This window comes from Janthinobacterium sp. NKUCC08_JDC (assembly GCF_019345575.1).
GTDB classification, from domain to species: domain Bacteria; phylum Pseudomonadota; class Gammaproteobacteria; order Burkholderiales; family Burkholderiaceae_D; genus Janthinobacterium; species Janthinobacterium aestuarii.
On sequence record NZ_JAHKQW010000024.1, the window covers coordinates 1 to 25359 of the forward strand.

Annotated in this window: 29 protein-coding genes, 1 rRNA gene and 1 pseudogene; 11 read left to right on the forward strand and 20 right to left on the reverse strand. The window is 62.5% G+C overall.

Annotation, left to right across the window (positions count from 1 at the left end; genetic code table 11):
* From KO538_RS28315 to KO538_RS28330, 4 genes and pseudogenes are all read left to right on the forward strand, one after another.
* Window positions 1-109 (forward strand): annotated as a pseudogene (locus KO538_RS28315) (IS1595 family transposase); the annotation flags it as partial.
* Window positions 110-265: 156 nt separating this feature from the next.
* Window positions 266-649, forward strand: a complete 384-nt coding sequence (locus KO538_RS28320; RefSeq protein ID WP_034749375.1) for a BlaI/MecI/CopY family transcriptional regulator — start codon at window positions 266-268, stop codon at window positions 647-649.
* Window positions 646-1893: a M56 family metallopeptidase gene (locus tag KO538_RS28325; protein WP_219330367.1), complete on the forward strand. Its 1248-nt coding sequence runs from the start codon at window positions 646-648 to the stop codon at window positions 1891-1893. The genes KO538_RS28320 and KO538_RS28325 overlap by 4 nt, the downstream gene beginning before the upstream one ends.
* A 97-nt stretch (window positions 1894-1990) precedes the next feature.
* Complete coding sequence (locus KO538_RS28330; protein ID WP_219330368.1) at window positions 1991-3028, forward strand: oxidoreductase; 1038 nt, start codon at window positions 1991-1993, stop codon at window positions 3026-3028.
* Between the two features lie 6 nt (window positions 3029-3034).
* Here the strand turns inward: KO538_RS28330 and KO538_RS28335 are convergent, their stop codons facing one another.
* The 5 genes from KO538_RS28335 to KO538_RS28355 all read right to left on the reverse strand — a co-directional run bounded on the left by KO538_RS28335 (window position 3035) and on the right by KO538_RS28355 (window position 5962).
* Entirely contained in the window at window positions 3035-3364 is a 330-nt protein-coding gene (locus KO538_RS28335; protein ID WP_051959363.1) for a hypothetical protein, read from the reverse strand.
* Window positions 3364-3834, reverse strand: a complete 471-nt coding sequence (locus KO538_RS28340) for a carboxypeptidase-like regulatory domain-containing protein (protein WP_072456646.1) — start codon at window positions 3832-3834, stop codon at window positions 3364-3366. Before KO538_RS28340 ends, KO538_RS28335 begins: the two co-directional genes overlap by 1 nt.
* Before the next feature lie 59 nt (window positions 3835-3893).
* Window positions 3894-4085, reverse strand: a complete 192-nt coding sequence (locus tag KO538_RS28345) for a YqaE/Pmp3 family membrane protein (protein ID WP_034749384.1) — start codon at window positions 4083-4085, stop codon at window positions 3894-3896.
* A 95-nt stretch (window positions 4086-4180) separates the two neighbouring features.
* The gene (locus KO538_RS28350; RefSeq protein WP_072456643.1) at window positions 4181-5047 is read right to left on the reverse strand and encodes an alpha/beta fold hydrolase; all 867 of its coding nucleotides are present in this window, start codon (window positions 5045-5047) and stop codon (window positions 4181-4183) included.
* Window positions 5048-5068: 21 nt separating this feature from the next.
* Window positions 5069-5962, reverse strand: a complete 894-nt coding sequence (locus KO538_RS28355; protein ID WP_034749390.1) for a LysR substrate-binding domain-containing protein — start codon at window positions 5960-5962, stop codon at window positions 5069-5071.
* A gap of 124 nt (window positions 5963-6086) precedes the next feature.
* Between KO538_RS28355 and KO538_RS28360 the strand changes: the two genes are divergently transcribed.
* Entirely contained in the window at window positions 6087-6830 is a 744-nt protein-coding gene (locus tag KO538_RS28360; protein ID WP_219330369.1) for a sulfite exporter TauE/SafE family protein, read from the forward strand.
* Window positions 6818-7072 carry a GNAT family N-acetyltransferase gene (locus KO538_RS28365; protein WP_219330370.1) on the forward strand — a complete coding sequence of 85 codons (255 nt, stop codon included), beginning with the start codon at window positions 6818-6820 and terminating at the stop codon, window positions 7070-7072. The genes KO538_RS28360 and KO538_RS28365 overlap by 13 nt, the downstream gene beginning before the upstream one ends.
* Here KO538_RS28365 and pyrE read toward each other — a convergent pair.
* The gene (pyrE, locus tag KO538_RS28370) at window positions 7069-7731 is read right to left on the reverse strand and encodes an orotate phosphoribosyltransferase (RefSeq protein WP_010393161.1); all 663 of its coding nucleotides are present in this window, start codon (window positions 7729-7731) and stop codon (window positions 7069-7071) included. The genes KO538_RS28365 and pyrE overlap by 4 nt on opposite strands.
* A gap of 109 nt (window positions 7732-7840) precedes the next feature.
* Here pyrE and KO538_RS28375 point away from each other — a divergent pair, with 109 nt between their 5' ends.
* Window positions 7841-8617 (forward strand): exodeoxyribonuclease III, encoded by a 777-nt coding sequence (locus tag KO538_RS28375; protein ID WP_034749399.1) that lies wholly within the window; start codon window positions 7841-7843, stop codon window positions 8615-8617.
* Between the two features lie 157 nt (window positions 8618-8774).
* Here KO538_RS28375 and KO538_RS28380 read toward each other — a convergent pair whose 3' ends face one another.
* From KO538_RS28380 to KO538_RS28440, 13 genes are all read right to left on the reverse strand, one after another.
* Window positions 8775-9677 carry a pseudouridine synthase gene (locus KO538_RS28380; RefSeq protein ID WP_070301596.1) on the reverse strand — a complete coding sequence of 301 codons (903 nt, stop codon included), beginning with the start codon at window positions 9675-9677 and terminating at the stop codon, window positions 8775-8777.
* A gap of 1 nt (window position 9678) precedes the next feature.
* Complete coding sequence (locus tag KO538_RS28385; RefSeq protein ID WP_070301595.1) at window positions 9679-10581, reverse strand: M48 family metallopeptidase; 903 nt, start codon at window positions 10579-10581, stop codon at window positions 9679-9681.
* Window positions 10562-11821, reverse strand: coding sequence for an AmpG family muropeptide MFS transporter (locus KO538_RS28390; protein WP_034749407.1), 1260 nt, complete (start codon window positions 11819-11821; stop codon window positions 10562-10564). The genes KO538_RS28385 and KO538_RS28390 overlap by 20 nt, the downstream gene beginning before the upstream one ends.
* Complete coding sequence (gene metW, locus KO538_RS28395; RefSeq protein ID WP_034749410.1) at window positions 11821-12432, reverse strand: methionine biosynthesis protein MetW; 612 nt, start codon at window positions 12430-12432, stop codon at window positions 11821-11823. Before metW ends, KO538_RS28390 begins: the two co-directional genes overlap by 1 nt.
* Window positions 12429-13628, reverse strand: coding sequence for a homoserine O-acetyltransferase (locus KO538_RS28400; protein ID WP_072456630.1), 1200 nt, complete (start codon window positions 13626-13628; stop codon window positions 12429-12431). The genes metW and KO538_RS28400 overlap by 4 nt, the downstream gene beginning before the upstream one ends.
* A gap of 134 nt (window positions 13629-13762) precedes the next feature.
* The gene (gene ptsP / locus KO538_RS28405; protein WP_219330371.1) at window positions 13763-15505 is read right to left on the reverse strand and encodes a phosphoenolpyruvate--protein phosphotransferase; all 1743 of its coding nucleotides are present in this window, start codon (window positions 15503-15505) and stop codon (window positions 13763-13765) included.
* 44 nt (window positions 15506-15549) lie between these two features.
* Window positions 15550-15819: an HPr family phosphocarrier protein gene (locus KO538_RS28410; protein WP_034749416.1), complete on the reverse strand. Its 270-nt coding sequence runs from the start codon at window positions 15817-15819 to the stop codon at window positions 15550-15552.
* A 90-nt stretch (window positions 15820-15909) separates the two neighbouring features.
* Entirely contained in the window at window positions 15910-16314 is a 405-nt protein-coding gene (locus tag KO538_RS28415; protein ID WP_034749419.1) for a PTS sugar transporter subunit IIA, read from the reverse strand.
* A 20-nt stretch (window positions 16315-16334) separates the two neighbouring features.
* Window positions 16335-17285: a glutathione synthase gene (gshB, locus tag KO538_RS28420; protein WP_219330372.1), complete on the reverse strand. Its 951-nt coding sequence runs from the start codon at window positions 17283-17285 to the stop codon at window positions 16335-16337.
* A 97-nt stretch (window positions 17286-17382) separates the two neighbouring features.
* The gene (gshA, locus tag KO538_RS28425) at window positions 17383-18681 is read right to left on the reverse strand and encodes a glutamate--cysteine ligase (RefSeq protein WP_034749425.1); all 1299 of its coding nucleotides are present in this window, start codon (window positions 18679-18681) and stop codon (window positions 17383-17385) included.
* 203 nt (window positions 18682-18884) lie between these two features.
* Complete coding sequence (locus KO538_RS28430) at window positions 18885-20420, reverse strand: ammonium transporter (protein ID WP_034749427.1); 1536 nt, start codon at window positions 20418-20420, stop codon at window positions 18885-18887.
* Between the two features lie 11 nt (window positions 20421-20431).
* The gene (locus KO538_RS28435) at window positions 20432-20770 is read right to left on the reverse strand and encodes a P-II family nitrogen regulator (protein WP_010393464.1); all 339 of its coding nucleotides are present in this window, start codon (window positions 20768-20770) and stop codon (window positions 20432-20434) included.
* 11 nt (window positions 20771-20781) lie between these two features.
* Complete coding sequence (locus KO538_RS28440) at window positions 20782-21549, reverse strand: TorF family putative porin (RefSeq protein ID WP_034749431.1); 768 nt, start codon at window positions 21547-21549, stop codon at window positions 20782-20784.
* Between the two features lie 270 nt (window positions 21550-21819).
* Between KO538_RS28440 and KO538_RS28445 the strand changes: the two genes are divergently transcribed.
* The 4 genes from KO538_RS28445 to KO538_RS28460 all read left to right on the forward strand — a co-directional run bounded on the left by KO538_RS28445 (window position 21820) and on the right by KO538_RS28460 (window position 24838).
* Window positions 21820-22068 carry an accessory factor UbiK family protein gene (locus tag KO538_RS28445; protein ID WP_034749434.1) on the forward strand — a complete coding sequence of 83 codons (249 nt, stop codon included), beginning with the start codon at window positions 21820-21822 and terminating at the stop codon, window positions 22066-22068.
* A 111-nt stretch (window positions 22069-22179) separates the two neighbouring features.
* Window positions 22180-23700: a YifB family Mg chelatase-like AAA ATPase gene (locus KO538_RS28450; protein ID WP_219330373.1), complete on the forward strand. Its 1521-nt coding sequence runs from the start codon at window positions 22180-22182 to the stop codon at window positions 23698-23700.
* Between the two features lie 66 nt (window positions 23701-23766).
* Window positions 23767-24312: a hypothetical protein gene (locus KO538_RS28455; protein WP_219330374.1), complete on the forward strand. Its 546-nt coding sequence runs from the start codon at window positions 23767-23769 to the stop codon at window positions 24310-24312.
* 181 nt (window positions 24313-24493) lie between these two features.
* A complete protein-coding gene (locus tag KO538_RS28460; RefSeq protein WP_092716690.1) occupies window positions 24494-24838 on the forward strand; it encodes a DUF1840 domain-containing protein in 345 nt (114 codons plus the stop codon).
* A gap of 59 nt (window positions 24839-24897) precedes the next feature.
* On the opposite strand, the gene rrf is transcribed toward KO538_RS28460, so the two are convergent.
* Window positions 24898-25010: ribosomal RNA gene (gene rrf / locus KO538_RS28465) — 5S ribosomal RNA — on the reverse strand.
* Between the last annotated feature and the right edge of the window lie 349 nt (window positions 25011-25359).

The window sequence follows — 25359 nt, forward strand, 5'->3', positions numbered from 1 at the left end:
GCCAAATTATCTGGGGTGGCGCTGGATACTCGATGCCAGGCGCATCCGCTCGCCAGAAACGTTATTGAGAGCAACGCTGGGAGGATTCCCACATCTGACGGTGACATAGCCTTTTTTTTCGCCTGCACACATGGCGTATAAACAGCCTTGTCTAGACTTTTCCTCCGCGCTGAAAGGCGTTTGAAGGCCCATTAAAATTAAAGTATACATTTTTGTCTACAAGGTTTAATCTAGCCCTATTGAATTTCAGGCAAGAGGAAACCGCATGGCCAAGACGCACGACATCCCGAAACCGACGGCAGCCGAACTCGATCTGCTGCAGGCACTGTGGCCGCTGGGCGCCGCCACGGCCAAGCAGGTGCACGAGACGATGGCAGTGGCCAAACCGGCCATCACGTATGGCACCGTACTGCGCCTGATGCAGATCATGCACGGCAAGGGTTTGCTGATCCGCGACGAAAGCCAGCGCTCACACGTGTATGCGCCGGCGCAGGCGCAGGACAGCCTGCAGACGAATCTGCTCAAGGAATTGATGCAGAAGGCCTTTGCCGGTTCGGCCAAGGCGCTGGTGCTGGCGGCGCTGCGCACGGGCGTGTCGCGTGCCGAACGCGAGGAAATCGAAAAAATGCTCAAGGACGATCAGTCATGAGCGGCTTCGTGCCAGCACTGGGCTGGACCCTGCTGCACTTCCTGTGGCAAGGCTTGCTGATCGGTTGCGCCACGGCGCTGGCGCGGGCGGCCCTGCGCAATGCGCGTCCGGAGGCGCGCTACGCCGTCGGTTGCGGCGCCCTGCTGGCCTGCCTGGCATGGCCGGCGGCGGGCTTGTATCTGCGCCTGGCCGGTGGCGATGTCACGGGCGCCTTGTACTCCAGCGCCTTGCTGCCCGCCGCCCTGCTGGCGCCCGACAGCCTGCCCGACCTGGACCTGCTGCTGCGCGCCGTCGTCGGCGTGTGGGCGCTGTGCGCCGCCGTGCTGGCCGTGCGCATGGCGCTGGGCATGCTGTGGATAGAGCGCAGCGCAAGGAACATGGGCGCCACGCATGGCCAACTGCAGACCAGGCTGTCGCGCATGGCGCACGATGCGGGCGTGACGCGGCCCGTGCGGCTGCGCGTGCTCGACAACATCGCCAGCCCGCTCACGGCCGGCATCTGGCGACCCGTGGTGCTGGTGCCCGCCGCGCTGTTGACCGGCATGCCGCCGCACCTGCTCGACGCGCTGCTGGCGCACGAACTGGCGCACATCCGGCGCCACGATTATCTGATCAACCTGCTGCAAAACGCCATCGAGGCGCTGCTGTTCTTCCACCCTGCCGTCTGGTGGATTTCACGCGGCGTGCGCCTCGAGCGCGAACACATTGCAGATGATTTCGCAGCAAGACAACTGGGCGAACCGCGGCGTCTGGCTCTTGCACTCTCGGAACTGGAACGCCTCCAGTTCTCAACCCACCACCTGGCCCAGGCGGCCAACGGAGGAGATCTTATGTCACGTATCAAACGATTGCTGCGCCCCGCACCACACACCCTGAACTGGAAGGCGGCCGTGCCGCTGCTGGCTCTGGCCGGCGCCTGCCTCGGCATCTACGGCCAGGCCGTCGCCGCCGATAGCGCGCCCGTGCTCGAGCGCCGCCCCATCATCGACTTTGGCGTCTGCGGCAAACCCGTCTGGCCAGCCGCATCACTGCAGGCGAAGGAAGAGGGCAAGGTCACCATGTCCTTCGACGTGAATGCCGCCGGCAAGGTAACAGGCTCGAGCGTCGTCAAGAGTAGCGGCCATCCGGCCCTCGACGAAGCGGCGCGCAGCGGCATCGCCAAGTGCACGTTCAAGCCGGCCCTCGCTGGCGGCAAGCCTGTCAGCGCCAGCGTCAAGGCGCAATACGTCTGGAGTCTGAAGTAAACCCTGGGCGGCGGCAGCGCGGCAACATCGCAGCAGCGCTGCCGCCGCCCGCTTGCGGGTATGATCATGGATTCTTCCACGCACCTGTGAACACGCCATGAACAAGATCAAAACCGGCCTCGTCGGCTACGGCTTTGCCGGCTCCACCTTCCACGCTCCCGTCCTGTCCACCATCGATGCCCTGGAACTGACGGCCGTCGCCTCGAGCAAACCGGAGCTCGTGCACAAGGATTGGCCGCACGCCACCGTGTATGCGCAGCCCGCGCAGCTGTTTGCCGATCCATCCATCGAACTGGTCGTCATCGCCGCACCCAACGAAGCGCATTTCAGCCTGGCGCAGGCGGCCCTGCAGGCCGGCAAGCACGTGGTGGTCGACAAGCCATTCACCATTTCCAGTGCCGAGGCGCAGAGCCTGATCGCGCTGGCGAAAGAACGCAAGCTGGTGCTCAGCGTGTACCACAACCGGCGTTGGGATGGCGACTTCCTGACCCTGAAATCGCTGCTGGCACAGGGCACCCTGGGCCGCATCGCCAGCGTCGAATCGCACTTCGACCGTTTCCGCCCCGAGATCCGCCAGCGCTGGCGCGAGTCCGGCGCACCGGGCGGCGGCTTGCTGTACGACCTGGGTCCGCACATGCTGGACCAGGCCATGCAGCTGTTCGGCCAGCCGGAAAAGCTGTACGCCGATATAGCCCTGCAGCGAGATGGCGCGCAAGCCGTCGACTACATGCACATCGTTTTGTACTACGACCGGCTGCGCGTGGTATTGCAAGCGGGCTGCCTGGTGAAGGCGCCGACGGCGCGCTTCGCCGTGCATGGCGACAAGGGCAGTTTCGTGAAGTTTGGCCTCGACCCGCAGGAAGACGCCCTGAAGGCGGGCGGCAGGCCGGGCCAGCCCGGCTGGGGCATGGATCCCGTGCGCGGCGCGCTGCACCTGGGCACGCAGCCGGACGGACATTGTGAACACCTGGACATGCAGGCGGGCCGCTACCAGGACTTTTACCAGGGCATGGCCGACGCCATCCGCCACGGCGCAGCGGCGCCCGTGCCAGCCGAAGATGCGGCGGCGACGATACGCCTGATCGAACTGGCGCTGCAAAGCGCCGCCGAAGGGCGCGTGCTCAAGGTCAGTTGATCGGGTTCAGTTGATGACAAAGGCCAGCACCACGGCGCCCAGCGCCAGCAGGGCCAGGCCGCAGATGAACAGCAGCTCACCCCACCATTCGTAGCGCAAGCGCGACTGGCCGGGGCGCAGCGACATGAACGACAGCACGGCGCTGACGAGAAAGACGATGGCATCGACAGCAAGCAGCTTGTCGATGGCCACGCGCACCTCGCCGCGCGGCGCCAGGTGCCCGATCGACAGCACCGTCATGCATACGCCGACCATGGTCGCCGACGTGGGCAGTATATGTGCCGACAAGCCCCGCGCCGACAAGCCCTGTTCAGGCGCCTTGCCGTCGCCAGCCATCAGGATTTACCTTGATTCGTTCCGGCCGGCCAGATCAGTTCCACCCGCGCGGAACTGCCAGCCTTGATTTGCACCTTGCGCTCCAACGTCTTGCCGGCCAGGGTGGCGCGCAGGCTGTAGCTGCCCGGGGCCAGTTTCGCCAGCAGGAACGGTCCGCTGGCCGTCGTTTCCAGCACCGGCGCGCCCTTGGCGTCGCGTATTTCCAGCTTCACGTCGGAGGCAAATTCCGCCTTGCCCGCCGCCTGCACGGAAAACACGAGACTCAAGGGCCAATGCCGGCTGGCGCTCTTGATGGCCGTCGACTCGTCGAGGCCGATGCCGCCGCTCAGGTATTCCACCGCCCCGCTCTTCTGCACGGGCGGCAGCGCGCTGTCGGCTTGGGCCTGCGCCGCACTTCCCAGCAACAGCCCGGCGGCCAGCATTGCCGCCGCCAGGCCCAGGGTACCGCGTCTGCGTCTGTTTGATGCCATCTCACTCTCCTCATGTCGGTTGAATCAAGATAGGAAGCGCAGCTTAGGCCAGTCTTAGCTTAGCGCCGGCGCATGGCCTCGGCGATCTTCTGGTCCGTCTTGTACTGGCTCAGCGCATATACGGCCCAGATCGTCGCTGGCAGCCAGCCGATCAGGGTGATTTGCAGGATCAGGCAAATGATGCCGGCGATCGGACGGCCGATCGTGAAAAAGGTCAGCCACGGGAGTAACAGGGCAATCAGCAAGCGCATCGTTCGTTCCTTGAGTATTCCCCTGTGCCGCGGGGACCGGGCCGGCATGCGCCGACGGTAAATTCAGTCTAGCCGATTATAACGATACTGGCGTCTCACGCCGGCACGGGTGCCAGCAGTTTTTCCATCCAGGCCAGGATGGCGGCGAAGATGACATCGCGGTTCACTTCATTGAAGTTCTCGTGATAATTGGCCGGATAGTAGTGATAGTCGAGCAAGCCATCGGGCACGCTGCGCAGCAGGCTTTCCGTGGCGCGGCTGTCGGCCAGCTTGTCGTCGCCCGCCACCACGGCGAACAGGGGGAAACGCCACGCGGACAAGCCGCCCGCCAGTTCCTTTTGCGCCGACGTCAAGGCATGGGCAAAGCGCACCGATGCGGCACTGGCACGGATGCCGTCGCGCTCATCCTGGAAATGGCGCGCGGTGATGGTTTGATCGTGCGTGAGCAGCATGGTCAGGTTCCCCAGCGGCACCTTCATCGTGGGGAAGCGCCGCGCCAGCCAACCCGACAGCATCTGCAGCCCCTTCGGCACGGGTATCGCATTCACGTAATACGGCGATGAAATCACAAACCCCTTGATGGCCGCATCGCCCGCGAAACGCCGCAACCCCAGGTGCGTGGCGATCAGGCCGCCCATCGAGTGGCCCATGACGAACACGGGCAAGCCCGGATACGTCTGTTTGACCCAGGCGAGGAACAGTTCCTCGTCGTCGAGGAAGGCGTCAAACGAGGGAATGTCCACCTTGCGCTTGCCATCGTGGCCCACCATGTCGAAGCTGACGGTGGCGATACCGTGCTGGCGGAAGTAGAGCGCCGGCGTGACGTAATCGCCCGCATGCGCCATGCCGCCGTGGATCGCCAGGATCACGGCACGTGGATGCTCGGGCTGCCAGATGTGGATCGGCCGCTCGACCTGGTCGCTGCACAGCAGGCTGGCCATCTTGTCTTCTGAAAAACGCATCGCTGCTCCTGTCATGCCCTGTCACGCCTTCAGATGATCGATCAACTGGCGCGCATACAGGGGTAATTCACTGAACTGGCGCACGCAGATCGTGAGATTGCGTACCGACCAGGGATCGGATAATTCCAGGCAGCGCAGCGCCATCGTCTGCTGGCAGCGGCTGGCCGCCGCCAGCGGCACCACGCTGATGCCCACGCCGCTGGCCACCATGCGGCACACGGCATCGAAGCTGCGCAGGCGCACGCGTACCTTTAACGGACGCCCCAGGCGCGCCGCATGCATGCCCAGGTATTGCTGCATCGCGCTGTCGTCGGCCAGACCGATGAAATCGTGATCCAGCACGCTGGCAAAGTCGACCACGCCATCCTGGCCCAGCGCGCGGTGGTGCACGCCGTCGGCCGCCGCGATGACCACCAGCCGGTCGGGGCGGAACAAAAACGTCTGCAAGCCGCGCATGTCGACCGAGTCGGAAACGATGCCCATGTCGGCCAGCCCTTCCGAGACGGCCTTGACGATATCGTAACTGAGGCGCTCTTCCAGGTCGATGGTCAGGTTCGGATGGCGGTCGAGAAAAGCGCCCAGCGCCTCGGGCAAAAATTCGCTGAGCGCGGCCGTATTGCACAACAGGCGCAACTGCCCTTTCAAGCCGCGCGCAAATTCACCGAGTTCGCCGCGCATTTTCTCCATTTGCAGCAGCACCAGGCGCGCGTGATGGAGCAAGGTCTGGCCCACGGGTGTCGGCTCCACACCGCGCCGCCCGCGCAGCAGCAAGGGCATGCCCAGCATCTCTTCCATGCCGCGCACGCGCGCACTGCTCGACGCCAATGCCAGGTGGCTGCGCGCGGCGCCCGCCGTCAGGCTGCCCGCCTCCACCACGTTGACAAACAGCTGCAAATCGACGAGATCAAAGCGCATGGCGGCTCTCCTTTTCGCCATCTTAGCAGCCTTCGCATTTGACTAAGGCTGACTCAAAATAATCCGCCTTGGCGAAAGTGTCTGGCAAGCGCAGAATCCACGCAGTTCACTGTGGATAAAAAAGATGGAGACCTCATTCCTGCTGGCCGTCAGCGCCAGCTTCCTCGTCGCTGGCTTCGTCAAGGGCGTAGTCGGATTGGGCTTGCCGACGGTGGCCATGGGCACGCTCAGCCTTGTCATGCCGCCCGTGCAGGCGGCCGCCCTGCTGATCGTGCCATCGATGGTGACGAACGTGTGGCAGCTGGCGGCCGGCCCCGGCCTGCGCGCCCTGCTGCGCCGTCTATGGCCCATGCTGGCGGCCGTCATGGCCGGCACTCTGGCGGGCGGCGCGTTGCTGCCGCAAGACAGCGGCGCCTGGGCCGTCGTCGCGCTGGGCGTGGCGCTGATGCTGTATGCGCTGGCGGGATTGTTATCGCTGCAGCTGCGCGTGCCGGCGCGGCACGAAGCGTGGCTGGGGCCCGTGGCGGGCGCAGTGACGGGACTGGTGACGGCCGCCACGGGCGTCTTCGTCATCCCCGCCGTACCGTATCTGCAGGGGCTGGGGCTGGCGCGCGATGCGCTGGTGCAGGCGCTCGGCCTGGCGTTTACGGCATCGACCGTGGCGCTGGCGGCCAGCCTGGCCCTGCACGGCGACTTCAGCCTCGGTGCGGCCGGCGCTTCCGCATATGCGCTGCTGCCGGCGCTGGCCGGCATGCTGGCCGGTCAATGGCTGCGCGGGCGCATCGCGCAGCAGGTATTCAAGCGGTGCTTTTTTGCCGGGCTGTTCGCCCTGGGCTTGCATGCGGCGTTGAAACCATGGCTGGCGTGATGCAGATCGACTGGCAAGGAGACAGCGCGCTGTGCGCGTGGATCGACGGCCAGCAGGTGGCCATGCTCGACATCAGCCGACACGCCGATAAAGTGACGGTGAACATGCTGTTCGTGAAACCGCCATTCCGCCGGCGCGGCATCGGCGGCGCACTGTTGCGGCGGCTGTTGCAATGCCACCCGCAAGCTGCCACCGCCTGCAGCGACCCGCGGCTGCGGGCGCTGCTGGAGAGAACTACTTAAATACCATACCGATTGCGGTATGCGGAGACGGCTTCTTTATATTTCAGCAATTCCGGATCGGCGCCCGCGCCATTCAGGTAGCCGAACAGATCGTCCAGGTTGCCGATCGAGATGACGGGAATGCCATACTGTTTCGACACTTCCTGCACCGCCGAACTTGGCGACAGCTGGCCGTCCGGGCCGGAACGCTCCATGCGGTCCAGGGCGATCAGCACGGCGCACGGTTCGGCGCCGGCGGCACGTATCATGTCCACCGATTCGCGCACCGAGGTACCGGCCGAGATCACATCGTCAATGATGACAACCTTGCCATGCAGCTTGGCGCCGACGATGGTGCCGCCTTCGCCATGGTCCTTGGCTTCCTTGCGGTTGAAGGCGAACGAGGTGTTGCGGCCCTTGCCGGCCAGCGCCACGGCGGTGGCCGACGCCAGGGTGATGCCCTTGTAGGCGGGGCCGAACAGCATGTCGAATTCCACGCCCGAGTCGAGCAGGGTCTGCGCGTAGAACTGCGCCAGTTCGGCCAGGGTGGCGCCGTCATGGAACAGGCCCGCATTGAAGAAGTACGGCGACTGACGTCCGGCCTTGGTGGTGAACTCGCCGAACCGCAAGACTCCCTTGGATACTGAAAACGCGATAAACTGCTGGCGTAAATTATTCACATTAGCCTCATTTTTTAAAAGTGCCTGTATTTTAATCCGCACGCACCGGCGAGACAATCGCCATGCCGCGCCCGCCGGCCCCGTACAACGCCCTTTTCACTCTCGACCTATGCCAAAAATTATTTCCGCCAATCTGAACGGTATCCGTTCCGCCGCCAAAAAAGGCTTCTTCAACTGGATGGGCACGCAGACGGCCGATTTCATCTGCGTGCAGGAATTGAAGGCGCAGCTGCCCGACATGACGCCGGAATTCCTCAACCCGCACGGCTACCATGGCCATTTCCACTATGCCGAGAAAAAAGGCTATTCGGGCACGGGCGTGTATAGCAAGGTCGAACCGGACGCCGTGCACATCGGTTTCGGCAGCCCTGAATTCGATGCCGAAGGCCGTTACGTACGCTGCGATTTTGGCAACCTCTCCGTCATTTCCGTGTACTGCCCGTCCGGCTCGTCCGGCCCCGAACGCCAGGAAGCCAAGTTCCGCTTCATGGAACTGTTCCTGCCGCATTTGCTCGAATTGAAGGCGCTGGGCCGCGAAGTGGTCATCTGCGGCGACTGGAACATCGCCCACCATGAAATCGACTTGAAGAACTGGAAGGGCAACAAGAAGAACTCCGGCTTCCTGCCCGAGGAACGGGCATGGCTGACGCGCGTCTTCGACGAAGTGGGCTTTGTCGACGTGCACCGCGGCCTGGACAAGCGCGAAGACCAGTACACGTGGTGGAGCAACCGCGGACAAGCCTACGCGAAAAACGTGGGCTGGCGCATCGATTACCACGTCGCCACCCCCGGCATCGCGGCCCAGGCGCATACGGTCAGCGTCTACAAGGATGAGCGTTTTTCCGACCATGCACCGTTGATCATCGATTACACGATCAAGGGCTGATATTTGACACGTCGTGGGTGGTGTCGGCTTACGCGCTGCGCGCTAAGCCGACCTACGCCGACGTGCGTCGGCCTGCACCGAATCTGCCGTAGGTCGGATTAGGACCGCAGGGCCGTAATCCGACAACATTGTTGGCGTCGCCAGTGGTGGCGTCGGATTACCCGAGCATGCGCCGGCTTTCAAAATGGCGCATCTCGCCCGTTAGCGGGTCAGTAAAATCGATGGCCCGCGCCAGCAGTTGCAAGGGCTGCGACATGTCGTCTTCCTTGCACGGCAGGGCCACGGGATAAAACGCATCGTTGACGATGGGGATGCCCAGCGCGGCCAGGTGCACACGCAGCTGGTGCTTGCGGCCCGTGTGCGGCTGCAGCCGGTACAGGGCGACAATGCCGCGCTCTTCGATCAGCTCGATGATGGTTTCCGAATTCGGCTCGCCCGCTTCCTCGCGCATGAGGAAAAACTGCGCGCCCTCGACCATGCGGCTGCGGTAGGTAAATGGAAAATCGCGCCCCGCCAGCACGGGCGCCAGCGCCTCGTAGGTCTTGCGCACTTCGCGGCGCTGGAACAGCGACTGATAGGCGCCGCGGCTGGCTACCTGGCGCGAAAAAATCACCACGCCGGCCGTCTCCCGGTCCAGGCGGTGGATCGGCGTCAGCTCGGCGCAGTCCAGCTTTTTCTTCAGGCGCGTCAGCAAGGTCTCCTGCACGAAGCGCCCGGCCGGCGTCATGGGCAGGAAGTGCGGCTTGTCGACCACCACCAGGTGTTCATCCTGAAACAGTATCTCTTCCTGGAAGGGGATCGGTGTTTCCCGTTCCAGCTCGCGGTAGTAAAAAATGCGCATGCCGCGCCGGTATGCGCTATCGGGCGCCAGCACGGCGCCGTCCCCGTTGACCACTTCGCCGCGCGCCATGCGGTCCAGCCATTGCGCGGCGCTGATCTGCGGATAGCGCTCGAGCAGGAAGGACAGCATGTCCGGCCACTGCCCTTCGGGCAGCCACAGATAGCTGGGCGCCACGCCGTCGCGCATGGGCAAGGGTGCGGCGGCGTGACGGGCCGGCATCCTAGCGCTGCGCGATGGCGTTGCTGCGGTAAGGCGGCAAAGCGTCGATGCTGACGCCCTTGCTGCGCGCGTACAGCGGCAGCACTTGCGCCATGTGGCTGTTCATCTGCGAGATGCGGTCCTTGCCAGACGGGTGCGTCGAGAGGAATTCCGGCGGCGCGCCCTTGCTCACGGCGGCCATCTTCTGCCACAGGATGACGCCGGCGCGCGGGTCGAAGCCGGCGCGCGCGGCCAGGTCCATACCGATCAGGTCCGCCTCGCGTTCATCGTCGCGCGAAAACTTCAGCATCACGCCCTGCGCCGCCATATTCGTGGCGGTACTGGTGATGCTCGGATCGACGCCGAGCCAGGCCGACAGGCCGGCACCGGCCAGCTTGGCACCGACGGCGGCCAGGTTGCCCTTGCCGGCCTGCGCCTGCGAGTGCTCGCGCAAGGCGTGGGAAATCTCATGGCCCATGACGATGGCCACTTCGTCGTCGGTCAGATTCAGCTTGGTGATGATGCCGCTGTAAAAAGCGATCTGCCCGCCCGGCATGCAAAAGGCATTGACCTGGTCGGAATTGAGCAGGTTGACCTGCCAGTTCCAGTTGGCCGACGCCTCGTTCCAGCGCGTGGCGAACGGGATAATGCGCTGGGCGATGGCACGCAGGCGTTTCACTTGCGGATCGCTGTCGGGCACCAGCGCATTTTTTTCCTTCGCCTCGTTGACCAGCTGCGTATATTGCTGCTTCGATTGTTCATTGAAGTCGGCGCCGCCGGCAAAGATGCGCGAAGTCGACAGGGGGCGTACCTTGATGCCATCCTGGACCGTCGCCTGCTGGGCGTGGGCGGACAGGGACGACAGCGCGGTGGCCGCGCACAGGCTGGCCAGGACGGCGTAACGTTTAAGGGATATTGGTGCCATTGGCAGACCTCCATGGAGCGATTTTAGGCAGCATCATCATGGCCGGGAAGGCCAGGAAGAAGCACACGATGAAAAACGAGAACCAGCCCAGCTCGGCGACCAGAAAGCCCACCGAGGCATTGATCAGGGTGCGCGGCACGGCGCTGAGGCTGGAAAACAAGGCATATTGCGTGGCAGTGTAGCGCGGGTCCGTGCTGCGCGACAGGAACGCGACAAAGGCAGCCGCGCCCAGGCCCAGGCTGGCAAAGGCTTCAAAACCGATCACGGCGCTGAGCAGCATGGTATTCGGCCCCACCTGCGCCAGCCAGGCGAATCCGAGAATGGCGACCGCCTGCAGCGCGCCAAACACCCACAGGCCCCGGTTGATGCCCAGCTTGAGCATCCATATGCCGCCGACCACGCCACCGGCCAGGCTGGCCCAGAAACCCGTGGTGTTGGCGGCCAGGCCGATCTGCGTCATGGAAAAACCCAGGTCCAGATAGAACTTCGTCGCCAGCGCCGTGGCCATGCTGTCGCCGATTTTGTAGAGTAGTACGAAGGCAAGGATCCACATTGCGTTACGCCAGCCATCGCGCGCGATGAATTCCTGGAACGGCAGAATGATCGCTTCGCGCATGGTCTTCGGCGGCGAGCCGTACACGGTCGGCTCCTTGATCAGCAGGGTGCAGACAAACCCCGGCAGCATGAAGGCGGCCGTGATCCAGAAGACGGGTTGCCACGGCATGCGGTCGGCCAGGATCAGCGACAGCGCGCCCGGCACCATGCCCGCCACTTTATACGCGTTGACGATGACGGCGGCGCCCAGGCCCTGCTCGTTGTCACTGAGGATTTCACGCCGGTAGGCGTCGATGACGATGTCCTGGCTGGCAGACAGGAAGGCCACGCCGCCGGCAGCCGCCGCGATCAGGCCGATCTGCGTGAGCGGGTCCAGCATGCCCATGCCGCCGATGGCAAAGAACAGCGCCACTTGCGTCAGCGCCATCCAGCCGCGCCGCCGTCCCAGTCCCAGGATGCGGTAGCGGTCCATCAGGGGCGCCCACAGGAATTTCCAGATGTACGGGAACTGCACCAGCGCAAACAGCCCCAGCGCCTTGACGTTCAAGCCCGACTTGGCCAGCCATGCCTGCAGCAGGTACAGCAGGATGAACAGGGGCAGGCCGGAACTGAAGCCCAGCACCAGCACGGCCAGCATGCGGCCGTTGGCATAGGAACGCCAGCCAGGCGCCGGGCTTTTGCTCATCAATGCACCGCTTTTTTACGCAGGCGGAAGACGGCCAGGTCGCCGCGCAGGTTCGGCAGCACGGAGACCATCTTGCCTTCGGCCAGGGCCACGCATTCGATCACTTCCAGGCCGCATTCCTCGGCCAGTTCGCGGAAGTCGTTGATGGTGGCGCAGCGCACGTTCGGCGTGTCGTACCACTGGTACGGCAGCGATTTCGACACGGGCATGCGGCCTTTGAGCAGCGCCACGCGGTGCGGCCAGTAGGCGAAGTTGGGGAAGGAGACGATGGCCTCGGCGCCCACGCGCACGATGTCGCGCAGCAGCGGCTCGACCTGCTTCATCATCTGCAGCGACGACAGGCACAGCACCGTGTCGAAGCTGTTGTCGCCAAAAATCGACAGGCCCTTTTCCATGTCCTGCTGGATCACGTTCACGCCACGGCGGGTGCTGGCCAGCACCTTGTCGTCGGCGATCTCGATGCCGTAGCCGCTGCATTCCTTGTCGCTTTGCAGGTACTGCAGCATCACGCCTTCGCCGCAGCCCACGTCCAGCACGTGCGCGTTGTTCGGCACCCAGTGGGCGATGAATGCCAGGTCGGGGCGCAGCGCGCTCAATTCGTCAAAAGTCATGCGGTCTCCTTCGCGCCCTGGCGGACGGCGGTGTTCTGTACGGCGGCAGGCGCGCCCGCCCCGATGTCGTTCCAAACCTGGCCATAATAGGCGCGCACCATGTTCATGTAGCGCGCGTCTTCCAGCAAAAAGGCGTCGTGGCCGTGCGGCGCGTCGATCTCGGCATACGTGACCTGGCGGCGGTTGCAGACGAGCGCCTCGACGATTTCGCGGCTGCGCTCGGGCGAAAAACGCCAGTCGGTGGAAAACGAGGCGAGGAAGAACTTGGCCTTCGTGCCCGACAGGGCCTTGGCCAGGTCGCCGCCATGCGCGCGCGCCGGATCGAAATAATCGAGTGCCTTGGTGATCAATAAATACGTGTTGGCGTCGAAGTATTCGGAAAACTTGTCGCCCTGGTAGCGCAGATACGATTCGATCTCGAAGTCGATGCCGAAGCCGAACTTGTAGTCGCCCGTCTGCGCCGCATCGCGCAGCTTGCGGCCGAATTTTTCCGCCATGTCGTCATTCGACAGATAGGTGATATGGCCCACCATGCGCGCCACGCGCAAGCCGTTCTTCGGCACCACGCCGTGCGCATAGAAGTCGCCGCCATGGTAATCGGGGTCCGACAGGATGGCCTGGCGCGCCACGTCATTGAAGGCGATGTTTTGCGCCGACAGCTTGGCCGTCGAGGCGATCACCACACAGTGGCGCAGGCGTTCGGGGAACATGATGCTCCACGCCAGCGCCTGCATGCCGCCCAGCGAGCCGCCCATCACGGCGGCGAACTCGGTGATGCCCAGTTCATCGGCCAGCCGCGCCTGCGCGCTGACCCAGTCTTCCACCGTGACGACGGGGAAGGCGGCGCCATACGGCTTGCCGGTGGCGGGATTGGTATGCATGGGGCCCGTCGAACCGAAGCAGGAGCCGAGGTTGTTGACGCCGATGACGAAGAATTTGTCCGTGTCGAGCGGCTTGCCGGGACCGACCATATTGTCCCACCAGCCTGCGCTCTTCGGCTGGTCCGCGTACACGCCTGCCACGTGGTGCGAGGCGTTCAGGGCGTGGCAGACCAGCACCGCGTTCGATTTGTCGGCGTTCAGGGTGCCGTAGGTTTCATACATCAACATATAGTCCCGCAGCGATGCTCCGCTTTGCAGCTGCAGGGGTTGCGCAAAATACATGGTTTGCGGCGAAACGATTCCAATGGATGACATGTGTGTCGGTTTATAAAAGGGGGGCGGCCCCACGGGCCATGGTCGATGCAGCACCGCGATGATAGGTGCTGCAACTTTAGCATCAGGACACCTCTTGCCGCGCGCGACGTATCCTGATGCTGATAGGTGACAGTTTACATGAGCTGCAGCTGCTGGACGGCTTCCGCGATCACATTTGGTTCCATGGAACGCATAATTTTGCGCATTTGTGGCGCAATCAGGCCCAGGTCGCTGTTGAGGATCTCTTGCTTGACCGCCAACAGCTGGGCCGGATGCATGGAAAACTCGCGCAGCCCCATGCCCAGCAACAGGCGCGTGAGCTTCACGTCGCCCGCCATTTCGCCGCAGACGGCCACGTCGATACCCGCCTTGTGGCCGGCGGCGATCGTCATGGAGATCAGTTGCAGCACGGCCGGGTGCAGCGGATTGTACAAATGCGCCACTTCGTAGTCGACCCGGTCGATGGCCAAAGTGTACTGGATCAGATCATTCGTGCCGATCGACAGGAAATCCATGCGCTTGACGAACATGGGCAAGGCCAGCGCGGCGGCGGGAATCTCGATCATGGCGCCCACTTCGACTTCGTCGTCGAACTTGATGCCCTCCTCGCGCAGGCTGGCCTTCGCTTGCGCGATCATGGCCAGCGACTGGTCGATCTCGAACGCATGCGCGAGCATCGGGATCAGGATGCGCACCTTGCCGAAGGCGGAGGCGCGCAAAATGGCGCGCAGCTGAGTCAGGAACAATTGCGGCTCGGCCAGGCAGTAACGGATGGCGCGCAGGCCCAGCGCGGGATTCAAGGCCGTATGGTCGGCCTGGTCGAGCGGCTTGTCGGCGCCGATATCGAGCGTGCGGATGGTCACCACGCGGCCCTTCATCGACTGCACCGTGTTGCGGTAGGCCTCGAACTGCTCGTCCTCGGTGGGAATCTTGTGGGCGCGGCCCATGAACAGGAATTCGGAACGGAACAGGCCCACGCCGCTGGCGCCCGATTCCAGCGCAAACGGGCAATCCTCGGGCAATTCGATATTCGCCAGCAGGGTGACGGGCGTGCCGCATTTGGTCACGGCCGGCGTCTTTTTCAGCTTGCCCAGCTTCTTGCGCGCGCGCTGCATGGCCACCTGGCGCTCGCGGTACTGTTCCAGCACCAGCGCGCTGGGGTTGGCGATGACCACGCCGGCGTCGCCGTCGATGATCAGCCAGTCGTCCTGGTCGATCAGCATCGATGCCTGCGACATGCCGACGGCGGCGGGAATATCGAGGCTGCGCGCGACGATGGCCGTGTGCGAGTTCTGTCCGCCCACGTCGGTAATGAAACCGATGAAGGAGCGGTCGCGGAACTGCAGCATGTCGGCCGGCGAGATGTCGTGGGCGACGACGATCATCTGCGCCATCAATTCGTCTTCGGCCGCGGCCTTGGGCAGCAGCTGCTCCGTGCCCAGCAAGACTTTCAAGACGCGTTCGGCCACCTGCTGGATGTCCGCCTTGCGTTCGCGCAGGTACGGGTCTTCGATTTCGTCGAACTGGGCCGACAATTCATCGATCTGCGTCAGCAGCGCCCATTCGGCGTTGTAGTGGCGCTTGCGGATGATGTCGAGCGGCGCTTCGGAAATCATCGGATCGGACAAGATGAGCGCATGCACGTCGATGAAGGCGCCCAGCTCCGTGGGCGCATCCTTGGGCAGCTCGTTCCACAGGGTTTGCAGTTCCTTGTGGACGGTGGCGATGGCGCTTTGCAGGCGCTGCACTTCGGCTTCGATCTGCTCCTGGGCGACCAGGTAATGTTTGACGTCAAGGGCGGCCGGCGCCAGCAGATGCGCGCGGCCAATGGCGATGCCGCGGGAAACCGGGATGCCGTGGAGCGTGAAAGATGCCATGGGTTGACCTGTCGGAATGCGGCTGCGGCTGCGTTCGGCGGGCATTACTCGCCTTCGCCAAACCTGTCATTAATCAGGGCGGTCAACGCATCGACACATGCCTGCTCATCATCGCCCTCTGCTTCCAGGGTCACTTTCGCGCCCTTGCCGGCGGCCAGCATCATCACGCCCATGATGGACTTGGCGTTGATGCGGCGCGCGTTGCGGGTCAGCCAGACGTCGCTCTTGAACTTGGCGGCGAGCTGGGTAAATTTGGCGGAGGCGCGTGCGTGCAGTCCCAGCTTGTTGATGATTTCGAGTTCTCTTTGAATCATTTTTGTATGGTCTCTATCCCTGAATGCACTGCATTGTTGCCAGCCCTGCTATAAAACCCGCCGCCTTCAGGGCGGCGGCCATGTCACTCTCTACTCGCCCACGCGAATACGGTTATCGACGCGCACGGCGCCGCTTTGCGCACCGGCCAGCGCCATCTCCACCACCACGTCGAGCGTGTCGCGGCGATACGTGATGGCGCGCAGCAGCATCGGCAGGCTGATGCCGGCGATGACTTCCACCCTGCCCGCATCGGCCAGCTTGTTGCAGCAGTTCGACGGCGTGCCGCCCTTCACGTCGGTAATCACCAGCACGCCGGAACCGTCGTCGAGGCGGCAGATGGCGTCCGACGCCAGTTTCTGCACTTCCATCAGGTCCTGGTCGGCGACGACGTCGATGGCTTCAAACCGTTCCGTTGGCCCCCGGAACACATGCGCGCAGGCGGCGATGAACGCCTGTCCCAGCGGTGCATGTGTCATGAGCAAAATCCCTACCATAGTCATTTCACCTTCTAGCGCTACCGCGCTTGCGCAACGCCATGCTCGACGGCGTCGACAAACATGGCCGCCACGTCAAAACCCGTTTGCTGCATGATTTCCTGGAAGCAGGTCGGGCTGGTGACATTGACTTCCGTCAGATAGTCGCCGATCACGTCCAATCCTACCAGCATCAGGCCGCGCGCGGCCAGGATCGGGCCCAGCTTTTCTGCGATTTCCAGGTCGCGCGCCGTCAATGGCTGCGCCACGCCCGTGCCGCCGGCGGCCAGGTTGCCCCGCACTTCGCCCGCCTGCGGGATGCGCGCCAGCGAAAACGGCACCGGCTTGCCGCCGATGACGAGGATGCGCTTGTCGCCCTTGACGATGTCGGCGATGAAACGCTGCGCCATGATGGTCTGCGCGCCGTTGTCCGTCAGCGTCTCGATGATGGCGCCCAAATTCAGGCCATCGGCCTTGACGCGGAAGATGCCCGTGCCGCCCATGCCGTCGAGCGGCTTGAAGATGACATCCTGGTGCTTGGCGTGGAAGGCGCGCAGGCGCGCTTCGTCCGACGTCACCAGGGTCGGCGACGTGAATTCAGAAAACTGCGCAATGGCCAGCTTTTCATTGTTGTCGCGGATGGCGGACGGCTTGTTGAAGACGCAAGCGCCCTGCTTTTCCGCCAGTTCCAGCAGATATGTGCCGTACACGTATTCCATGTCGAACGGCGGGTCCTTGCGCTCGATGATGGCGTCCAAGGTAGACAGGCGCACTTCTTCGGTGGAGACCACCTTGTACCAGTCGTGCTCGTCGCCGGTCAGCTCGATGTGTTTGACCCGTGCCGTGACGATGCCCTCTTCCAGCGCCATATCCTTCTGTTCGAAGGCATACACGGCATGGCCGCGTTTGGCCGCCTCGCGCATCATGGCGAAGGTGGAGTCTTTGTAAGTCTTGAAGCCTGCCAGCGGGTCGGCAAGGAATGCAATTTTCATGGTGCGTCCAATCGGGGAGCCTGGATAAGGAATGCTTGATTCTAGCCGAGATCGCCAGGCGCGGTAGTCGCCGCGCCCGGCAAGTCTCGTTGACGGATCAATACACCTCGGGATTCGGGTCCGTGCGCTCCATTTCCAGCGACGCTGCCAGCAAGGCCAGGCGCGCCACCACGCCATACACATAAAAGCGGTTCGGCGCGGCCGTGCCCGGCTTGGCCTTCAAATCCGGCACGGCATGCTGCTGGGCAAACGCCAGCGGCACGTACTGCGAGCCGGGCGCGTTCAGGTTCTGGTCCACGCCTTTTTCAGCATGCACGCGGTAGAAGCCGCCCACCACGTAGCGGTCGATCATATAGACGACGGGCTCGGCCACGGCATCCTTGATGCTTTCAAAGGTCGGCACGCCTTCCTGGATGATGACGTCGGTCACCAGCTGGCCATCCTTGACGATGGACATTTTTTCGCGCTGCTTGCGCGACAGGTCGCGCACTTCGCTGGCGTCGCGCACCGTCATGATGCCCGTGCCATACGTGCCCGCATCGGGCTTGACGATGACGAACGGCTTTTCCTTGATGCCGTATTCCTTGTATTTCTTGCGGATCTTGGCCAGCAGCACGTCGACGCTGGCGGCCAGCGCATCTTCGCCCTCGCCTTCCTGAAAATTCACATCGCTGCACTTGGCGTGGAAGGGGTTGAGCATCCACGGGTCGACATCGATCATCTTGCCGAATTTTTTCACCACTTCATCGTAGGCCGTGTAGTGGTTGCTCTTGCGGCGCAAGGCCCAGCCCGCGTGCAAGGGCGGCAGCAGACTTTGCTCATGAATATTTTGCAAGATATCGGGGATACCGTCCGACAAGTCGTTATTCAGCAGAATCGTGCAAGGGTCGAAATCCTTCAAGCCCAGGCGGCGGCCATTGTTCAGGCGCACGAGCGGTTCGATGACGAGCATGTTGCCATCCGGCAACGCCAGCGGTGTCGGCTGGGTGATCTCGGGCGACCACGAGCCGAAGCGCACGTGCAGCCCCGTCTGGCGGAAGATCTGCATCAATCGCGCCACGTTCTGCAGATACTGCGGCGTGGTGTTGTGCAATTCCGGCACAATCAGCAGGTTGCGGGCGTCCGGGCAATACTTGTCAATGGCGGCCATGGCCGCTTGCACGGACAGGGGCAGCATTTCCGTGGCCAGGTTGTGAAAACCGCCAGGGAACAGATTGGTATCGACGGGCGCCAGCTTGTAGCCGGCGTTACGCAAGTCTACCGAGCAATAGAAGGGCGGCGTGTGCTCTTGCCACTCCATGCGAAACCAGCGCTCAATGGCCGGCGTCGCGGCCAGAATCTTTTTTTCGAGGTCGAGCAGCGGTCCGGTCAGGGCCGTGACGAGATGGGGAACCATAGTTACATCCTTAAATTATGTGCAGTATTCAAAAAAGCACACAGAACTGCCGACTATATTACCGTGTAAGTACCCCAAATCGGGGCAAAAGCCTTGTTTTAAAGACCTTTTACATTCCCACAACGAAAAAAAGGCACCTCAATGAGGCGCCTTTTCCACCAGACATGCCGCGCCGGGACGCTGGCATGCCAGATAGTGATTATTTAGCCATGATACGCTTGCTCGCCGTGGCTGGTGATATCGAGGCCTTCGCGCTCTTCTTCTTCCGGTACGCGCAGGCCGATGACGATGTCGACCAGTTTATAGGCGATGACGGAAATGATGGCAGACCAGAGGATGGTGGTGCCGACCGCTTGCGCTTGCACCCACACTTGGTGGCCGATCGAGTACGGATCCGCCGACATCTTGTTGGTGACATAGTCGAAGATGCCCTGGCCGCCCAATTGTGGTGCAGCAAACACGCCCGTCAGCAAGGCACCGAGGATGCCGCCTACGCCATGCACGCCGAACACGTCGAGCGAATCGTCGGCGCCGATCAGGCGTTTCAAGCCATTCACGCCCCACAGGCAGACGACACCGGCCAGCAAGCCGATGACCAGGCCGCCCATCGGGCCGACAAAGCCGGCCGCAGGGGTGATCGCCACCAGGCCGGCCACGGCACCCGATGCGCCACCGAGCATCGATGGCTTGCCTTTGCTGATCCACTCGCCAAATACCCACGACAGGGTAGCGGCGGCAGTGGCCAGCAAGGTGTTGACGAAGGCCAGGGCAGCCACGTCGCCCGCTTCCAGCGAGGAGCCGGCATTGAAACCGAACCAACCCACCCACAGCAGCGACGCACCGATCATGGTCATCGTCAGCGAGTGCGGCGCCATCGATTCGCGGCCGTAGCCGACGCGCTTGCCGATCATGATCGCGCCCACCAGGCCGGCAACGGCGGCGTTGATGTGCACCACGGTGCCGCCGGCGAAGTCCAGCGCGCCTTTTTGCCAGATCCAGCCAGCCTTCAGGGCTTCGCTGGCCGAAGTGGCGGCGTTGGTGATCAGGTCAGGACCGGTCCAGAACCACACCATGTGGGCCGCTGGCAGGTAGGCGAACGTGAACCACAGCACGACGAAGGCCAGCACGGCGGAAAACTTGGCGCGCTCGGCAAAGGCGCCGACGATCAGCGCGCAGGTGATGGCGGCAAACGTGCCCTGGAAGGCGACAAAGACGAACTCGGGAATGACGACGCCCTTGCTGAAGGTGGCGGCGGCGGCAAACGTGCCCTTGGCCGGATCCCAGATACCGTTCAGGAACAGGCGGTCGAAGCCACCGAAGAAGGCGGTTTTTTCCGTGAAGGCGATCGAGTAGCCGTAGATACACCACAGCACGATGACCAGCGCGAACACCATGAACACTTGCATCAGCACCGACAGCATGTTCTTCGAGCGCACCAGGCCGCCGTAGAACAGGGCCAGGCCGGGGATGGTCATCAGGATCACCAGCAGGGTGCTGATCATCATGAAGCTGGTATCGCCCTTGTTGGCAACGGGCGCGGCGGCTGGCGCGGCGGCGGCCGGGGCCGGAGCGGCGGCCGGAGCTGCTGCGTCAGGCACCGGCGTGACGGCGGGAGCGGCGACGGCCGAAGTCGTGGCCGCCTCCGTCTTGGCGGGGGCATCGGCAAAGCTCGGCGCGGCGACGCCAAACGCACACAGACAGGCAAACCCAGCTAGCAATTTTGTTATATTTTTACGCATCAATATTCCCCTTAGAGCGCTTCGTTGCCGGTTTCACCGGTACGGATGCGGATGACTTGTTCCAGGTTGTAGACGAAAATCTTGCCATCGCCGATTTTACCGGTACGCGCGGCACCTTCGATCGCTTCGATGGCCTGGTCGACAATGGCGTCATCGACAGCCGCTTCGATTTTGGTTTTTGGCAAGAAGTCGACGACATACTCGGCGCCACGGTAGAGTTCCGTGTGACCTTTCTGGCGGCCGAAACCTTTGACTTCGGTAACGGTAATGCCTTGCACATTGATAGCCGACAAGGCTTCGCGTACTTCGTCCAGTTTGAACGGTTTAATGATTGCAGTAATCATTTTCATGGCAGTCTCGCTTAAAAGGTTTTGGATACGGTCAGCACGAGACCGGATTTCGCCAGATTCTTGCCATTCGGTGCCAGCGACGTGATGTTGGCTTTGACGTAGGCCAGGGCGACTGTTGCCATGCCAAAATCCTTGGTGACGCCCAGCTTGTAGTCGGTGTAGCTGAGGGAATCGTTGTGCTCAACTTTCTGGCGGCCCACATGCAGGTTCAGCAGATAGCCTTCGTGCACATCGATATTCGCGCCCACGTCGAGGTAGCCGCTGTTCTTGCTGTCGGCCACGCCGAACAGATTGGTGGTCGAGTGCGAGTACTTGATGTAGGCCGGGCCATAGCCGAGCTGGCCATACAGCTCGAAGGTGTTGGCATTGGTGCTCAGCCCATTCGAGGGATAGAAGTAGTACAGGCCGCCTACGTCATAGGTAAAATCCTTGCTGATCTCGCCCCGTTTGCCGCCGTAGATGTCCCATTCCAGATTGGTATCGCCGCCGCCGTCCTTGATCCATTTGATGCTCGACAGCCAGGTGCCGACGTACAAACCCGTCGGGTTGTGGGTATAGTCGGCACCGCCGCTGATGGCCGGTTTCAAGCGGCTTTGCGAGATGCCGCGGTAACGGTAGTCGCTGGTCAGCGCCACGTTGTAGCTCACCACGTTATCAGGTACGGCTTCGGCTGCAGCAGGCGCCGCCACTGCATCCTGGGCCATGGCGCTACCGCACAAGGCGGCCATGGCCAGCGTCAACGCTGCAGCTAAAGTCATGTTCTTGGACAGATTCTTCATGGCGATTCCCTTTTATTGAACTTTTAAAGCGGTTGAGGTTTAAAATCTTGGCTGGAGATCACAAAGCGTTCATACCTTCTTTAGCAGAATACGTGCCAGCTCTATTGCCACCTTGACAGGTGCGTTTCCGGCCATACATACCCTGCAAGCCTCTGGGCATGCGGGTACGGGCTGCTGAAGCATTGTGAATTTGCCCAGTTTCGCACCAGATTAACGCCGCTGTGCACCGCAATGGTGCGATGCACAGGCCGCACCATAAAAGGACTGACCATGGACATGAATACCTTCTTTAACGACTTGCAAGGCAAGATCCATCAAGCCATCGAAAACTCGCCTGCCAAGGATATCGAGAAAAACGTGAAATCGATGATGACCCAGGGCTTCGCCCGCCTCGACCTCGTCACGCGCGAGGAATTCGATATCCAGGCGCAAGTGCTGGCCAAGACCCGCGCCAAGCTGGACGCACTGGAACTGCGCCTGATCGAACTGGAAACGCGCCTGAACGACACCAAGGCGTAAGATGCGGCCAGCAAGGCTCCGTTATTGACGGCCTTGCTGGCATAGCTCAAGCTTGACGGCGTTGCATACGCTAGACTGGTCCTGCCCGCGCCCGCGCCACAGGGGAGTCTGATGAGTCTGGCCGTCCTGAAAAGCCGCGCCCTGGCCGGCATGGAAGCGCCCGAGGTAAGTGTCGAAGTCCACCTTGCCAATGGCTTGCCTTCGTTTACGATTGTCGGCCTGCCGGATACGGAAGTGAAGGAATCGCGCGACCGCGTCCGTGCCGCGCTGCAAAACTGCGGCTTTGACATGCCGGCGCGGCGCATCACGGCCAATCTGGCGCCGGCGGACCTGCCCAAGGAATCGGGACGCTTCGACCTGCCCATCGCGCTGGGCATCCTGGCCGCGTCCGGCCAGTTGCCGGGCGACCAATTACACCACTACGAATTCGCGGGCGAACTGTCGCTGTCTGGCCAGTTGCGCCCCATCCGCGGCGCGCTGGCCATGACCTTTGCCATGCAACGCAGCCAGCCAGGCGCGCCACGCGCCTTCATCCTGCCGCAGGCGAACGCGGACGAAGCGGCTCTCGTCAGCGATGCCTGCATCTATCCTGCCCACAGCCTGCTCGAGGTCTGCGCGCATTTTGCCGCGCACGCCAGCCGGACCGTCCTGCAACGCCACCAGCCCATGCTGGCCGTACCCGATTTTGCGTATCCGGACTTTGCCGACGTGCAAGGACAGCAGCAGGCGCGCCGCGCACTGGAAGTGGCGGCCGCGGGTGGCCATAACGTCCTGATGGTGGGGCCGCCGGGCGCGGGCAAGACCATGCTGGCCAGCCGCTTCCCCGGCGTGCTGCCGCCCATGAGCGACGAAGAGGCGCTGGAATCGGCCGCCGTGCATTCGCTGGGCGGCCTCTTCAAGGTGGAACACTGGAAACGACGCCCCTACCGTGCCCCGCACCAGACGGCATCCGGCGTGGCCCTGGTGGGCGGCGGCAACGTGCCGCGCCCGGGAGAAATCTCGCTGGCCCACTGCGGCGTGCTGTTTCTCGATGAAATCGCCGAATTCCAGCGCCGGGTGCTCGATGTGCTGCGCCAGCCCATGGAATCGGGCGTGATCAGCATTTCACGCGCGGCCCGCCAGGCCGAGTTTCCTGCTCGCTTCCAGTTGATCGCCGCCATGAATCCCTGCCCCTGCGGTTATCTGGGCCATGCTTCGGGACGCTGCCGCTGCACGCCGGACGCCGTACTCCGTTATCACAGCCGCCTGTCCGGTCCGCTACTCGACCGTATCGACCTGCAGATTGAAGTGGCCGCCATGCCGCCGGCGGCGCTGGGGCGGCACGCAGGCGCAGGCGAAAGCACGCAAGCCATCGCCACGCGGGTCGCGGCAGCCTTTGCCCTGCAGCTGGCACGCCAGGGCAAAGCGAACCAGCGCCTGAGCAGCACGGAAATCGAACAGCATTGTCGCCTGGAAACGCATGGCGAGCAGCTGCTGCATGGCGCCATAGCGCGCCTGCACTGGTCGGCGCGCACCTATCACCGGGTATTGCGCGTGGCGCGCAGCATCGCGGACCTGGCGGACAGCCCCGGCATCACGCAGGCGCATGTCGCCGAAGCGATCCAGTACCGGCGCGTGCTGCGTGAAATATAAGGCAGCCAGCGCGAACGCCACGCGTGCGCGATTGCGCGTGATGGGCGGCGCTGCTACCATCTGCTGATGAAAAAACCATCAATTGCCCTCTTTCTGGCTACGCTCGCGGCCGCCAGCGTCCTGTCCGCCTGCAGCCCGAAGTTCGACTGGCGCGACTATCGCAGCCCCGACGCCCAGTTCACGGCCTTGTTTCCAGGCAAGCCCGCCGTGCTGACGCGGGAGGTCGATCTCGATGGCAAGAAAGTCAGCCTGACCATGACGGCCAGCGAAGTCGATGGCAATACCTTCGCCATCGGCAGCGCCGTGCTCGACAGCGCAGAACAGGCGCAAGCAGCCCTGCCCGCCATGCAGACGGCCCTGTTGAAAAATATCAACGGCACCGTGCGCAGCGAAAAATCCGCATCGGCGGCCAGCAGCACGGCTGCCGGAACGCAGCAGCGCAGTTCGCTCAGCATTGAGGCCAAAGGCACGCAGCAAGGCAAGCCTGTCTTGCTGGTCGGCCGTTTTGTGGCGCAGGATAAACGCATCTTCCAGATCATCATTCTCGGCGAAGAAAGCAAGCTGTCGCGTGACACCATCGACACCTTCATGGACTCGGTGAAACTGGATTAAGACTTAACGATCGCTTAAACCGGTGTTTTCACGATAAGCGAGCTCTTGTAAATACGTGCGTTGTCCAACAGATGGCCCTATCCGGCTTGCAAATATGCAATCCGGGACAAACGGACGGCCTGTGCGACATTTCAAGTCGTGATATTGTTTCGACACTAACAACAAGTTTCAGAAAGCGCTTATGTTGATCTCATTCAAATCCAAATCTTCCCCTGAAGTGCTGATGTATCAGGAACATGCCCAGCGTATCCTCGACATTCTGCACAAGAACCCCACGCGTGGCGTCATCACGCCAGCCGAAGCGGGCGATGCCCTGGCCTTGCTGGAAAAAGAAGTCGCGGAAAGCAAGTTGCATCCGGAAAACGACATCGAACACGATGTGCATACTCCGGAAACCCTGGAAGATGGTGAAACGGGCGCCCATGCGCGCGCGCAAAAAGTGCATTTTTCGCAGCGCGCCTATCCCCTGATGGAAATGCTGCGATCGGCCAAGGCGGAAAATGAAAGCATCACCTGGGGCATCTGATCCGATGAATGCTGCAAACGAAAAAAACCCCGCACCTAGCGGGGTTTTTTATATAACAAGCCTGACGATAACCTACTTTCACACTGGTTGCAGCACTATCATCGGCGCAAAGTTGTTTCACGGTCCTGTTCGGGATGGGAAGGGGTGGTACCAACTTGCTATGGTCATCAGGCATAACTTTTTCAACAACCTGCTCCCAGCGGGGCAGCAAGTCGTCTGATCTGAGGAGGCGAATTATACCCCAGGTCGGCTTGACGCACAAGCGCGTAGCAGGCAATCACCACGCGAATGTCAACAATGTTGTCGGATTACGCTACGCTAATCCGACCTACCCGCCATCCAATCAACGTAGGTCGGCTTAGCGCGCAGCGCGTAAGCCGACAAGCACCTGCGGCACCCAACAAACCACTAGACGTAAAAAAACCCCAACCGGATCACCGGAAGGGGTTTTTTCGAATAACAAGCCTGACGATAACCTACTTTCACACTGGTTGCAGCACTATCATCGGCGCAAAGTTGTT

Bases quoted from the DNA above. Each gene is read 5' to 3' on its own strand.
- KO538_RS28320 (WP_034749375.1), top strand. From the start codon at position 266: ATGGCCAAGACGCACGACATCCCGAAACCGACGGCAGCCGAACTCGAT.
- KO538_RS28325 (WP_219330367.1), top strand. From the start codon at position 646: ATGAGCGGCTTCGTGCCAGCACTGGGCTGGACCCTGCTGCACTTCCTG.
- KO538_RS28330 (WP_219330368.1), top strand. From the start codon at position 1,991: ATGAACAAGATCAAAACCGGCCTCGTCGGCTACGGCTTTGCCGGCTCC.
- KO538_RS28335 (WP_051959363.1), bottom strand. From the start codon at position 3,364: ATGGCTGGCGACGGCAAGGCGCCTGAACAGGGCTTGTCGGCGCGGGGC.
- KO538_RS28340 (WP_072456646.1), bottom strand. From the start codon at position 3,834: ATGGCATCAAACAGACGCAGACGCGGTACCCTGGGCCTGGCGGCGGCA.
- KO538_RS28345 (WP_034749384.1), bottom strand. From the start codon at position 4,085: ATGCGCTTGCTGATTGCCCTGTTACTCCCGTGGCTGACCTTTTTCACG.
- KO538_RS28350 (WP_072456643.1), bottom strand. From the start codon at position 5,047: ATGCGTTTTTCAGAAGACAAGATGGCCAGCCTGCTGTGCAGCGACCAG.
- KO538_RS28355 (WP_034749390.1), bottom strand. From the start codon at position 5,962: ATGCGCTTTGATCTCGTCGATTTGCAGCTGTTTGTCAACGTGGTGGAG.
- KO538_RS28360 (WP_219330369.1), top strand. From the start codon at position 6,087: ATGGAGACCTCATTCCTGCTGGCCGTCAGCGCCAGCTTCCTCGTCGCT.
- KO538_RS28365 (WP_219330370.1), top strand. From the start codon at position 6,818: ATGGCTGGCGTGATGCAGATCGACTGGCAAGGAGACAGCGCGCTGTGC.
- KO538_RS28375 (WP_034749399.1), top strand. From the start codon at position 7,841: ATGCCAAAAATTATTTCCGCCAATCTGAACGGTATCCGTTCCGCCGCC.
- KO538_RS28380 (WP_070301596.1), bottom strand. From the start codon at position 9,677: ATGCCGGCCCGTCACGCCGCCGCACCCTTGCCCATGCGCGACGGCGTG.
- KO538_RS28385 (WP_070301595.1), bottom strand. From the start codon at position 10,581: ATGGCACCAATATCCCTTAAACGTTACGCCGTCCTGGCCAGCCTGTGC.
- KO538_RS28390 (WP_034749407.1), bottom strand. From the start codon at position 11,821: ATGAGCAAAAGCCCGGCGCCTGGCTGGCGTTCCTATGCCAACGGCCGC.
- metW (WP_034749410.1), bottom strand. From the start codon at position 12,432: ATGACTTTTGACGAATTGAGCGCGCTGCGCCCCGACCTGGCATTCATC.
- KO538_RS28400 (WP_072456630.1), bottom strand. From the start codon at position 13,628: ATGTCATCCATTGGAATCGTTTCGCCGCAAACCATGTATTTTGCGCAA.
- ptsP (WP_219330371.1), bottom strand. From the start codon at position 15,505: ATGGCATCTTTCACGCTCCACGGCATCCCGGTTTCCCGCGGCATCGCC.
- KO538_RS28410 (WP_034749416.1), bottom strand. From the start codon at position 15,819: ATGATTCAAAGAGAACTCGAAATCATCAACAAGCTGGGACTGCACGCA.
- KO538_RS28415 (WP_034749419.1), bottom strand. From the start codon at position 16,314: ATGGTAGGGATTTTGCTCATGACACATGCACCGCTGGGACAGGCGTTC.
- gshB (WP_219330372.1), bottom strand. From the start codon at position 17,285: ATGAAAATTGCATTCCTTGCCGACCCGCTGGCAGGCTTCAAGACTTAC.
- gshA (WP_034749425.1), bottom strand. From the start codon at position 18,681: ATGGTTCCCCATCTCGTCACGGCCCTGACCGGACCGCTGCTCGACCTC.
- KO538_RS28430 (WP_034749427.1), bottom strand. From the start codon at position 20,420: ATGCGTAAAAATATAACAAAATTGCTAGCTGGGTTTGCCTGTCTGTGT.
- KO538_RS28435 (WP_010393464.1), bottom strand. From the start codon at position 20,770: ATGAAAATGATTACTGCAATCATTAAACCGTTCAAACTGGACGAAGTA.
- KO538_RS28440 (WP_034749431.1), bottom strand. From the start codon at position 21,549: ATGAAGAATCTGTCCAAGAACATGACTTTAGCTGCAGCGTTGACGCTG.
- KO538_RS28445 (WP_034749434.1), top strand. From the start codon at position 21,820: ATGGACATGAATACCTTCTTTAACGACTTGCAAGGCAAGATCCATCAA.
- KO538_RS28450 (WP_219330373.1), top strand. From the start codon at position 22,180: ATGAGTCTGGCCGTCCTGAAAAGCCGCGCCCTGGCCGGCATGGAAGCG.
- KO538_RS28455 (WP_219330374.1), top strand. From the start codon at position 23,767: ATGAAAAAACCATCAATTGCCCTCTTTCTGGCTACGCTCGCGGCCGCC.
- KO538_RS28460 (WP_092716690.1), top strand. From the start codon at position 24,494: ATGTTGATCTCATTCAAATCCAAATCTTCCCCTGAAGTGCTGATGTAT.